This window comes from uncultured Thiodictyon sp., assembly GCF_903828115.1.
In the GTDB taxonomy this organism is placed as follows: domain Bacteria; phylum Pseudomonadota; class Gammaproteobacteria; order Chromatiales; family Chromatiaceae; genus Thiodictyon.
Genome location: NZ_CAIKKU010000220.1, coordinates 1 through 11,582, shown reverse-complemented (window position 1 = coordinate 11,582; position 11,582 = coordinate 1). Strand labels below are relative to the sequence as shown.

General features: G+C 67.5%; 8 protein-coding genes. 7 read left to right on the top strand and 1 reads right to left on the bottom strand.

Features of this window, described 5'->3' with window-relative positions; genetic code table 11:
- Nucleotides 1-217: hypothetical protein (locus tag QZY48_RS08095; RefSeq protein WP_295429944.1), on the bottom strand; the 217-nt coding region annotated here is incomplete at its 3' end.
- Nucleotides 218-726: 509 nt separating this feature from the next.
- Here QZY48_RS08095 and QZY48_RS08090 point away from each other — a divergent pair.
- The 7 genes from QZY48_RS08090 (at nucleotide 727) to QZY48_RS08060 (ending at nucleotide 10,871) form a co-directional block, all read left to right on the top strand.
- The gene (locus QZY48_RS08090) at nucleotides 727-2,328 is read left to right on the top strand and encodes an EAL domain-containing protein (protein ID WP_295429942.1); all 1,602 of its coding nucleotides are present in this window, start codon (nucleotides 727-729) and stop codon (nucleotides 2,326-2,328) included.
- A gap of 138 nt (nucleotides 2,329-2,466) precedes the next feature.
- Entirely contained in the window at nucleotides 2,467-4,344 is a 1,878-nt protein-coding gene (locus QZY48_RS08085) for an ATP-binding protein (RefSeq protein WP_295429940.1), read from the top strand.
- Nucleotides 4,345-4,386: 42 nt separating this feature from the next.
- On the top strand, nucleotides 4,387-7,473 hold the full coding sequence (locus QZY48_RS08080) for a chemotaxis protein CheB (protein ID WP_295429938.1): 3,087 nt from the start codon (nucleotides 4,387-4,389) through the stop codon (nucleotides 7,471-7,473).
- Nucleotides 7,474-7,690: 217 nt separating this feature from the next.
- Nucleotides 7,691-8,020, top strand: coding sequence for a hypothetical protein (locus QZY48_RS08075; protein WP_295429936.1), 330 nt, complete (start codon nucleotides 7,691-7,693; stop codon nucleotides 8,018-8,020).
- Nucleotides 8,021-8,317: 297 nt separating this feature from the next.
- Nucleotides 8,318-8,725, top strand: coding sequence for a type II toxin-antitoxin system ParD family antitoxin (locus QZY48_RS08070; RefSeq protein WP_295429933.1), 408 nt, complete (start codon nucleotides 8,318-8,320; stop codon nucleotides 8,723-8,725).
- A 364-nt stretch (nucleotides 8,726-9,089) separates the two neighbouring features.
- Nucleotides 9,090-9,998, top strand: coding sequence for an alpha/beta hydrolase (locus QZY48_RS08065; RefSeq protein WP_295429932.1), 909 nt, complete (start codon nucleotides 9,090-9,092; stop codon nucleotides 9,996-9,998).
- Nucleotides 9,999-10,325: 327 nt separating this feature from the next.
- Nucleotides 10,326-10,871, top strand: a complete 546-nt coding sequence (locus tag QZY48_RS08060; RefSeq protein WP_295429930.1) for a hypothetical protein — start codon at nucleotides 10,326-10,328, stop codon at nucleotides 10,869-10,871.
- The last annotated feature ends 711 nt before the right edge of the window (nucleotides 10,872-11,582 follow it).

The following is an 11,582-nucleotide window of genomic DNA, read 5'->3' as shown; positions in this document are numbered from 1 at the left end:
GCCGCTTGCGCGGCCCGTCGCGGCTGAAGCCGCTCCCACAGCGTCGCTGCGCGACTTTCAACGAGAAGAGCAGGTTGGACTCGATGCCGTCTTCCTCCTTACCGCCAAAGGGCGAATTGGAGACGGCGCGTTGGCACCGGTCGAGGCGCACCGGCGCGGGCGCGGCGCTCGGGAGGGGCCTGGTCGGCCCGGTGGGGACGGCGGCGGGGCTGGGCATGGCGCGGGGCTCGGCAGGGGAGGCAACCCGCTGTTGCCGGCAGGGGAAACTGAGCGCCTGGGGTGTCCCGGGCGTCGGTCGCTCAGGCCTATGTGGGTTGGCGAACAGACCAGGCGGGAAAATGGGCGTACGAATATGCTTTAGTGCGCCCAGCACCCTAGGGGGCCGGGCGCTCAATTCCAGCGGGTCATCACAAGACAGACCGGCCATGGCGTCCGCCAAGGACCAAACCGACGCACTCTCGCTGAACTGCCGGCCGCCGTGTCGCGCGGTTGCACCCGTCGAGTATCAGCCCCGCGGCTGGACCGCGGGAGGGCGCTAGAGCCTCCGCTACCGAGAGACCGGGGTCAGGACGCACGCCAGCCCACCCGCGATGGTCCGCTCGACCGCTGGGACCGCCGCGCCAACGGTCTGCGGGAGCTTTGGCCAAGGATCGTTCGTGAGTCTCGATGACGGGGTTGGGTTGAGTGTCTATCATGAAAGGATCGTACCTACCCCACGGACCCACCATGTCGTCCTTCAGGGACCAAACCGACCGTACCCTGGCTGATCCGCTCGCCGTGCTGCGGCTCGAGGCGGCCGACGCCGCTGACCCCGCGGGCGTCCTCCACGACCTGCAAGTCCACCAGATCGAACTGGAGATCCAGAACCGGGAACTGCGCGAGGCCCAGCGGGCACTGGAGGAGTCTCGCGACGACTACGCCGACCTCTACGACTTTGCCCCAGTCGCCTATGCCACGCTCACCCGCGAGGGTCGGATCACTCGGATGAACCTGACCGCCGCCCGGCTGTTGGGGGTGGAGCGAGGACGGGCGCCGGGCCTGGTCCTGGGCACCCGGCTCGCCCCCGAGGACTTGAGCCCTCTGCTCGCAAGCCTTGGGCGGGTGCTGTCGACGGGTGAGGAGGAGACCATCAAGGTCGGTCTGGGACGGCCACCGGAACCCCGGCGCGACCTGCGCCTGGTGATCAGCCGCGAGCGCCCAGGCCCGACCGCGCAACCCCCGGCCGCCTGCCGCGTAGTCCTCTTGGATATCACCGCGATCGCGCAGGCGGAAACCGCCTTGCGCCGCTCCGAGGCGAAGTTCCGCGCACTGTTCGATTCGACCACCGACGCGGTGATGCTGCTGGACGAGAAAGGCTTCTTCGACTGCAACCAGGCGACCATGACGTTATTTGGCTGTGCGACACGGGAGGCCTTCTGTTCCTATCACCCCGCCGATTTATCGCCGCCGCAGCAGCCGTGCGGCACGGATTCGATGACGCTGGCCAACCGTGCGCTGTTGCTCGACCGCCTGCGCGAGGGGATGGGCCAGGCGCAGCGGCACGCCCGCCTGCTCGCCGTGGCCTTTCTCGATCTGGACGGCTTTAAGGCCATCAACGACTGCCACGGACACGCCGCGGGGGACCAGTTGTTGATCGCCGCGGCGACCTGTGCGCTGGGCGATTTCGGCGCGGGCTATGCGTCGCTGACCTACCTCAAACGCCTGCCGGCCATCCCGATCAAGATCGACCGGAGCTTCGTGCATGACATGTTCGATGATCCGGATGACCTGGCCATTCTGGAGGGTATGCTGGGGCTGGCCAGGGTCTTCAGCCGCCACGCCATCGCCGAAGGGGTGGAGACCGTGGAACAGGGCGAAATGCTGTTGCAGCTCGGCTGCGAGTTGGCCCAGGGGTATGGCATTGCCCGCCCCATGCCGGCCGCCGACTTCCCCGGCTGGGCGGCGACCTGGCGGCCCAATCCGGTCTGGATCGGTCAGCCACCGGTGCACCGCCGCGATCTCCCGCTGCTCTTTGCGGGCACTGCACACCGCACCTGGGTAAACGCCCTGGAAAGCTACCTCACTGGGAAGCGTGAAACCCCGCCACCCCTGGATCACCACCAGTGCCGTTTCGGCATGTGGCTGGAAGACGAGTGCCTGACCCGCTCTGGTGCGCAGCCCGCCTTCCAGGTCATCGAACAACTGCACCGGCAGTTACACGCACTGGCGTCTGAGTTGTGCGTCCTCCATACCACGGGGCGGGACTCTGAGGCACTGGCGAAGCGCGGTGAACTCCATGGCCTGCGGGACGCCCTGCTGGAGCAGTTGAAGACGCTGGTGCAGAGGTAAGACCTGACGACGTTGCGGGCGCCCGGATCGGCGCTGCGGGTCGCGACGGGCGAACCCGCGCGCCGACGCGCCAGGTGATTGGGGTAGAATAGGGGCCTGACTGAACACTGTCCGGTCGCCCCCCTACGGAGACACTCCATGCCCCGCTCCAACGACCCACGTCAGATGCCGGCGGACCCGCCAGCCGCGCCGGCGGAATGGGAGCACGACCTGCGCCAACAGGCGCAAGCACGGGTCGGGGCCCTGAGTGCCGCGCAGCGGGATGCCCTCACGCCCGCGGCGGCCGAACGGCTCATCCATGAGCTGCAGGTCCACCAGATCGAGCTGGAACTCCAGAACCGGGCGTTGCGCGAGGCCCAGCAGGCGCTGGAGGAGTCCCGCGACCGCTACGCCGACCTCTACGACTTTGCCCCAGTGGGCTATGCCACGCTCACCCGCGAGAGTCGGATCACCCGGATGAACCTGACGGCCGCTCGGTTGCTGGGGGCAGAGCGGGGCCGGGGGCCGGACCTGTTCCTGGGCATGCGACTGACCCACGAGGGCAAACGCGACCTGCTCGCCAGTCTCGCGCGGGTGCTGTTGACGGATGAGGAGGAGTCCATCGAGGTCTGTCTGGGGCGCCCACCAGCGCCCCGGCGCGACCTGCAGCTGGTGATCCGCCGAGAGAATCGCGGCGCGGCCGGGGCGCCCAGCACCTGCCGCGTGATTCTGTTGGACATCACCGCGCGGCGCCAAGTCGAGGCCGAGCTCGCCCAGTATCGGCAGCACCTGGAGGCGTTGGTGGACGCGCGCACCGCGGCGCTCGTCGCCGCCAAGGACGCCGCCGAAGCAGCCAACCGGGCCAAAAGCACCTTCCTCGCCAACATGAGCCACGAGCTGCGCACGCCCATGAACGCGATCATGGGCATGAACACCCTGGCGCTGCGCCGCGCCACCGACGCCAAACAGATGGATCAGCTGCACAAGGCCAACCAGGCCGCCCAGCACCTGCTCGCGGTGATCAACGACATACTGGACCTCGCCAAGATCGAGGCCGATCGCCTCACCCTCGGAACAGCGGCCTTCAACCTGGAAGATGTCTTGGCGGACCTGACCGACCTGATCGGCCCCGGCGTGGCCGAAAAATCCCTGGAGTTGGTGATCGACATCCGCCCCGATCTCGCGCACCGGTCGCTGCAAGGCGATGCCGGGCGTCTGGCGCAGATCCTGTTCAACCTCGCCGGCAACGCCACCAAGTTCACGGCCCGGGGGTCCGTCACGGTGCGCGCCCGGCTGGTCGAGGAGCATGAAACGGACGTGGTCCTGCGCTTCGAGGTCCAGGACACCGGCATCGGCATTGCCCCCGCGGATCAGCCGCGGCTCTTCACCGCCTTCGAGCAGGCCGATAGCTCCACGACGCGCCGGTACGGCGGCACCGGTCTGGGATTGGCGATCAGCCGGCGGCTGGCCGAGCTCATGGGCGGCACCCTGGGGGTCGACAGTGAGCTTGGGACGGGCAGCACCTTCTGGTTCACCGTCCGCCTGGCCAAGACCAAGGGGCGTGTGACCCCGGCGGCGGAACCCGCCACGCGCCCTGCCGAGGAGCAACTGCGGACCCGCCACCCCCGTGCCCGTCTCTTGGTCGCGGAGGATGAACCCATCAATCGGGAGCTGTTGCGCGAGCTGCTGACCGATGTGGGACTGACGGTCGACGTGGCCGCCGACGGAGCGCAGGCGCTGGCGATGGCGACGTGCACCGACTACGACCTGATCCTGATGGACATGCAGATGCCCGTACTGGATGGGCTCGACGCGGCGCGACGCATCCGCCAGTTGCCCAACGGCGCGCGGGTGCCGATCATCGCCGCCACCGCCAACGCCTTCACGGAGGACCGGGCGCGATGCCTGGCGGCGGGCATGACCGACTTCATCCCCAAGCCGGTCGATCCGGACGCCCTATATGCGCTCGTGCTCGCCTATCTGCCACCCGCGTCGCCCGGACCCACCTCCAGCAGCTCGAACGATGGCCCACGCTGAGCAGCGACGCTGGCACCGAACAGCCAACCCAGGAGCGAGCATATGCCCACGAAAGCGCTGACGCCCGAAGCGACCGCGGCACCCGATAGTGGGCCAGCCGCGGCCCTGGGGGAACCCGATCAGTCTCCGGATCAGCCCCCAGACCCGGCCGCGGCCTTCCCGGTGGTGGGGATCGGCGCCTCGGCGGGGGGGCTTGATGCCTATCGGCGGCTGATGGAGTGTCTGCCGGTGGATACCGGCATGGCCTTTGTCCTGGTCCAGCACTTAGACCCCCTGCACCCGAGCCTGCTCGCGGAGCTGATCGGCAACGCCACCCGGATGCCGGTTACCGAGGCCACCGACGGCCTGGCGGTGGAGCCCAATCAGGTCTATACGATTCCGCCCAACGTGACGCTCGGGATCATGCACGGGCGCCTGCAGATCCTGGAGCGGATCGTCGAGCGCGGGCGCCACCTGCCGGTGGACGAGTTCCTACGCAGCCTGGCCCAGGACCGGGGCGGCCAGGCGATCGGGGTGGTCCTCTCCGGGACCGCCTCCGACGGGACCGCCGGGTTGATCGCCATCAAGGCGGCCGGCGGGCTCACCCTGGTCCAGGACCAGGCCAGCGCCGCCTTCTGGGGGATGCCGGGGAGCGCGGTGGCGGCGGGCTGCGCGGACCTGGTGCTGCCGCCCGAGGAGATCGCCGCGGAGTTGGCGCGTATTGCCCGGCACCCCCTGCTGAACCAACGCCTGGTGCCGGAGCTCGAGCTGGGGGACGAGGCCGCGCAGGCGCTCAGCAAAATCTATCTGCTGCTGCGCTCGCGCACGGGCAACGACTTCGCGCTCTATAAGCAGACCACCATCCGGCGGCGCATCCGCCGCCGCATGCTGGTCCACAAACTCGACCGCCTGGTCGACTATGTACGCTATCTGCAGATGACCCCGGCGGAGCTGGACGCACTGTTCCAGGACATGCTGATCCAGGTGACCAGCTTTTTCCGCGACCCGGAGACCTTCACGGCCCTGCGCACCCTGGTCCTGCCGCGGCTCTTCGCCGCCCACCAGGCGCGGGTCGCGGCCGGGGGTTCGGCTTCGGGTGCGCCCCTGATCCAGGTACGCATCTGGGTCCCGGCCTGCTCGACCGGGGAGGAGCCCTATTCACTGGTCATGACGCTGCTCGAATACCTGACCGACGAGGAGGGTACGCCGGCGCAGGCCGCCGCGATCCAGGTCTTCGCCACCGACATCGATGAGCGGGCGATCGCGGTCGCACGCCGCGGGGTCTACCCGGAGCGGATCAGCGCGGAGGTCTCGCCGGAGCGGCTGCGGCGCTTCTTCGTCAAGGTCACCGGCGGCTATCAGGTGAACAAGGCCGTGCGGGATCGCTGTATCTTTGCAGTCCAGAACGTCGCCAAAGACCCCCCGTTCTCCCGGCTGGACCTGGTGTGCTGCCGCAATATGCTGATCTACATGGGCCAGATGTTGCAGAAGCGGGTCTTGCAGGTGTTCCATTATGCCTTGGAACCGGGGGGCTTTCTGATGCTCGGAAGCTCCGAGAGCATCGGCCACCAGGCGGACCTGTTCGCCCTGGTGGATCAGCCGAGCAAGCTCTACGCCAAGAAGTCAGTCGCCGGGTATCCGGGCTATGCCTTCACCTCGCGCACCCCGGTGCAGGACGGGCTGACCGAGCGCCCGATTGAAACGCGGCTGCCCCCCCGGTTGGGCAGCCCGGCCCGCAGCCCCCAACAGGAGGCGGACGCGCTGGTCCTGGCCCGCTACAGCCCGCCGGGGGTGATCGTCAACGCGGACCTGGAGTGCCTGCATTTCCGCGGCCAGACCGGGCGTTACCTGGAACCGGCCCCGGGGGCGGCGAGCCTGCATCTGCTCAAGATGGTCCGCCGCCGGCTCTTCACCTCCTTGCGCGACGCGCTGGCGCAGGCCCAGCAATCCGGGGGCCCGGTGCATCAACGCGGCGTGCCCTACGGATACGAGGGCGGTGAGGGCCTGGTCGATCTCCATGTCCTGCCGCTGCCGGCCGCTGCCGAGCCCTGTTGGCTGGTGCTGTTCGATGAGCTTGAACGTCCGCACAGCGGGGCCGCAGGGCACCCGGAGCCGGGCCGGTCGGCGCCGCCCGGACCGGGCGGGGCCGCGGCCGACGCGGATCTGCGTATCGCCGTCCTGGAACAGGAGCTGTCGACCACGCGCGAGTACATGCAGGCGGCCATCGCCGAGCAGGACGGGACCAACGAGGAGTTGCGCTCCCTGAACGAGGAGATCCAGTCCGCCAACGAGGAGTTGCAGAGCGGCAACGAGGAGTTGGAGACCGCCAAGGAGGAACTCCAGTCCACCAACGAGGAACTGGCCACCGTCAACGACGAGCTGGAGCACCGCAATGTGGCCCTGGCCGCCGCCAACAACGACATCACCAACATGCTGGCCAGTATGAGCCTGCCGATCCTGATGTTGGATAAGGACCTGCGCATCCGCCAGTTCACCCCCCCGGCGCAGCGCCTGCTGAACCTGATCGGCGCGGACCTGGGGAGGCCGATCGGCAACATCAAGCCCAATCTGGAGATCCCGAACCTGGAGTCACTGGTGCAGCGGGTGATCGAGGATCTGAGCGTGGAGAGCCTGGAGCTGCAGGACAACCTGGGTCACTGGTACTCGGTGCGGGTGCGGCCCTACAAGACCCTGGACCACCGGATCGACGGGGCCGTGATCGTCTTCACGGAGATCGACGAGATCAAGGACGCCGAGCGCCTGCGCGCCGCCCTGGCCGAGGAGCGGCGCCTCGCAACCCTGGTGCGCGACGCCATGGACGCCATGACGGTGCAGCGGTTCGACGGCCACATCCTGGCCTGGAATCCGGCCGCGGCGCGCGCCTACGGCTACAGCGAGGCCGAGGCCCTGGCGCTCAACATCCGTCAACTGATCCCCGCGGGGGCACTGGCGGAGCATGAGCGGATGCTGCTCCAGGTCCGCGACGGGCGCGGCCAGGGGCAGCCGCTTGCGCCCTACCGAACGCGGCGCCGTCACCGCGACGGCCGCGAGTTGGAGGTGTCGCTGGTGGCCACGCTGCTGCTCGACCCCGCCGGCCAGCCCTATGCCCTGGGCACCACCGAGCGCGCACTGGGGGAGCCCGGCGCCTGACCCCGCCCGCTTCTCCGGCCTTGGCCGCCAAATGGCGAGTTCCCGTCTGCCGCGTGCTGTCTCCCGGACGGTGCCCGGTCTGGTACGCCCCGCGCCGGCCGATCAGCTCGGCCCGAGTAGTCGATGCCGATATAACGCGCGAACGCCGGTTCATCATTGCTATTCATGTCGCGGGGATGGTCTCACGCCAACCACCGATGCAACCAGGAGCACCCGCATGACTCGTCAGATCGACGAACTGATCCGCCGGATCAGTGAACTGGAAGACGAATTGGAACAGGAGTTTGTGAAGAAGCGGGAGGCGTTCCAGTATATGATCGAGCGCTTTAACTGTTTTTATTGCTCCTATGGCAATGGCCTGGCGGGCTATTTTCGGGAGATCGCCGCGCGCACCGAGCAGTACTGGTGCCCGATCAAGAACGGCCGCCGCATCGTTGCATCCCATAGTCGCTATCCCCGTTTCTTTGAGTACGGGGACGCTGAGAGCTATCGCCGGGAATTGGCGCAACTGCGCGCGGAGTTGATGGACCAGGAAGCCAAACAATAGCCGTTGCGGCGCATCGTAATGGCTGGGGTCGCGGGTGCCACGGAGCAGAAGACCCCCTGTCCCCGGAACTCCCCGCGCGCCCTTGCGGCAACCCGTCGCGGCCGGAGTTATGGTCAAGGCCCCCAGCACATCGCGGGCTGGGACCCTGGGCCCGGCGAGACTCAGGTCATTTCGTTGTGTCTGCGGGACCTGGCGATCGGCAGTTTTTCGTGGTAGGTCCCCTATTTCCGCTCAACGTTGGGTGGCAGATTATGCCAGCCGCTGCTAATATCAGCTTGTTACAGGCGGAGAGAAGCAATGCCCACCAGAAACGCCGTACTGACAGATCATCAAGAAGCGTCGGTTGGTAGTCTGGTCGAGAGCGGTCGATACCAAGACGTCGGCGAGGTGTTGCGCGAGGGGCTGCGCTTGGTGGAACAGCGCGAGGCCGAGGATGCAGCGCGACTGGACGCGTTGCGGCAAGCGGTCGACAGCGGTATTCGCGATATCGATGAAGGCCGGTTTGACCTGTTGAGCACACGCAGCCAGATCGCCGCCTATATTGACGAGATCGACGCGAGCCGGGCCACGGTTCCTGCTTCTCCGCGGAAATACGTATACTGTCCCCGGAATTCCTGGGACGGTCCGCTCGCACCGCTGCCGGACTGGGACGCCGTGGCGCAACCCGCACCGGAGTTCGAGTTCGATCAGCGCATTTCCTGGTAGCACCGCCACGGGGCCGCCACCGCCGGCACGCCGGTGCAGGCCCCCGCCAGCGCCGCTGCACGGCGCCCCGCCGCCGCGCGTCGCCCGCCACCCCGCCGCTGGTTTCGCTGGGCGTCCGATCCCCCCAGACCGCCAGACTCAGCCGCAAACCCGCTTGCCCGATGTCCTGAGCGTGGCTAAGATAGGGGCCATGGTGGGTTTCGGGTGGTTGAATTTCCGGCTCATGGGGCGAATTGTGTGGCACCTCATGTGCCAGGAAAGTCATTCCCAAGCTGAATCAACCACCTGCGCAGGCCAACCGCAGGCCAACCACACGGTTGGCCCCATGAGCCGAATTTCCTATCCGTCCGTAGGAGGCAAGAGTGTGACCAGCACAAACTACCCGGAGATCCAAGACCCCGGCACCATCATCGAGACAGCTGCGGGCAAGATCGAGTATGCCACCGCCGGTGAAGGCCCTGTGGTACTCGTGGTGCATGGCTCCCCTGGCGGATACGATCAGGGGCTGGGCCTCGCAAGGATCTTCACCGAAAGGGGCATGCGAGTGCTTGCTCCCTCTCGGCCCGGGTACCTGGGGACGCCTCTCGACACGGGGCGGACAATTGCAGAGCAGGCGGACGCCCTGGCGGCCCTGCTCGACGCCCTGGGGATCGAGAAGGTTGCCGTTGTCGGAACCTCAGCCGGAGGTCCGATTGCCTACACGCTTGCCGCACGCCATGCAGACCGCGTCTCGTGCCTGGTGGCCGTGGACGGCGTCTCACAGCGGTATGTCATGCCCGCCCAGGCGGGCAAGGTGGAGCAGGCGCTCTTCCTTTCCGATTTCGGGGAAAGGCTCGTCCACGCGCTGATGGCGCACTTCCCCGGGCTCATCATTTCGGATCTGCTGGGCACGGAAGGGTATCTCACCAGCAAGGAACAGCATGAGCGCGTCAAGCAGGTGGTGGCCGACCCCGAGAAACTGAGGACCGTCAAGGTGCTGTGCAATTCCATGAATCCGTACCGCCTCCGCAAGGCGGGGGTCGACAACGACCTCATTCAACTCGCAGGCATCGACAACTTGCCCCTGAGTGAGATCAAGGCGCCCTCGCTCATCATCCACGGCACCGCGGATGCAGATGTGCAATTCAGGGATGGCGACCATGCTGCCAGCACCATTCCGGCGGCCCAGCACCTCTGGATCAATCGGGGAACCCACCTCTGCTTCTGGCTGTCGCCCCAGGCGACCGAGGCGCAGGAGCAGGCCGTCGCCTTCGTCAAGGCGCACATGCAGTGAAGGCACGACCACTGAACAACCAGTGAGAGCGTGACCTTGCCATCTTCGTACACCGCATGGACGGAAAGCATGTCTGCTCCTGGATCAACACAGTCAAGCGGGCGCCCGGGCAGCACGTCACGAGCGCCAAATCGGCCTGTACTTGCACGCACACCGGCTCGCTACGCAGCCGCAGGGCTGGCGGCCCCCGTTTGGCCATCGCCGCGGTGCTGGGAGCGCGGACACAACTACTGTTTCAGAGCTTAGCATTGATGGAACCGGCATGACGCAACCCTGAAGCTCCGCGAGCGAACGAGGACTTTCATGGTACGACCCCTGCTTTCTACGATGCCTACCCAAGTCCAAGACAAACTCACCGCGATCATCAATGAGATCGACCGCACCGGACACGCGAATATCATGCGCCTCACGGTGCTCAAGAAATGGTTCGAGCACCCAAGGCGCCTGCGCGCCTTCGGGCTCTGGGTGGCGGAGCGGGCCGCCAATCGCGGGGAAGGAGTCACGGGGGAGGCCGCGGCCTTGTTTGAACAGGCGCGCACCCTGCTGACCGAGCGCCCGCTGTCCGAGCCGATGCCCGGCTGGACTGCCGCCGAGGTGCTGCACCGTCGCCTGGTGGCCTTCCAGAACACTCACCGGCACCAACAGTGGGGGCCGGTGCGCATCATCCAGAACTGGGACCTGCTGCTCGTCGAAGAGGGCCTCGACCTGTACCTGGGTCAGAAGCGTGCGCCCACCGACGGCTACCGGCTGGCGGCGGATGACTGCCAGCACTACGACCCGCGCTTCGGCACGAACCTGAATGGACCCTCCCGGGAGCGATTGGTCGCCCTGCTCGGATTCGTAGCGACGCTCGAGGCGCGTGAGGGTGAATAGGGGGATCAGCCGCCTGGTCAATCGCCGTCCGATGGCTGCAGTCGCGCACCCGGCCCGACCGGAAAGCCCGGATGCGCACCCAGCCGGCGCCCGGCAGGAGCGGTCCCGCGCCGAAGGGTCACGCCAAACCTCTGGTTAGAAATTATTTTTTCCTACCGGGGGCGGCAAGACCACCGGACTGGTTCAACGTGGGACGGGGCCGGGGGCCGCTGGGGAGCGTGGCGGCACCCTCGGGGGGGCCGCGCGGTCGGGCTGGGCACCCGGCGCTCAGGACAGGCGCAGGGGCTGGTCCGTGCCCGGCTCTCGGTGCGCCGTGGCCAGTGCCATCAGGGCGAGGGCGAGGTGCAGGGTCTTGCCGGGCAGGACGGCGGCGCGGTTACACTAGTCGAGGCGCACCGGCGCGGGCGCAGTGGTCAGGAGGGGCACAGTCGGCCCGGTGGGGACGGCGACGGGGCTGGGCATGGCGCGGGGCTCGGCGGGGGGTGGCAATCCGCTGTTGCGGACGGGGGAGGCGGCGCGCCTCGGGTGTCCTGCTTCCGGCGCACTTGCCCGGTGTCGAGATACCCAATTTCAGCGAGCGAACTGGAGAAGCTTCACGACCTAGTGGCTGAACGCGCCAAGCCTTGGACCCACGAGCGGCCGGCGATAGGCTATCGACCGCCCCTTAAGCCCACGTCGCGGCCGGGGGCCGCTCCTACGGCGTAGGAGCGG

Coding starts and splice junctions, on each gene's coding strand:
- QZY48_RS08090 (WP_295429942.1), top strand. CDS start 727: ATGTCGTCCTTCAGGGACCAAACCGACCGTACCCTGGCTGATCCGCTC.
- QZY48_RS08085 (WP_295429940.1), top strand. CDS start 2,467: ATGCCCCGCTCCAACGACCCACGTCAGATGCCGGCGGACCCGCCAGCC.
- QZY48_RS08080 (WP_295429938.1), top strand. CDS start 4,387: ATGCCCACGAAAGCGCTGACGCCCGAAGCGACCGCGGCACCCGATAGT.
- QZY48_RS08075 (WP_295429936.1), top strand. CDS start 7,691: ATGACTCGTCAGATCGACGAACTGATCCGCCGGATCAGTGAACTGGAA.
- QZY48_RS08070 (WP_295429933.1), top strand. CDS start 8,318: ATGCCCACCAGAAACGCCGTACTGACAGATCATCAAGAAGCGTCGGTT.
- QZY48_RS08060 (WP_295429930.1), top strand. CDS start 10,326: ATGCCTACCCAAGTCCAAGACAAACTCACCGCGATCATCAATGAGATC.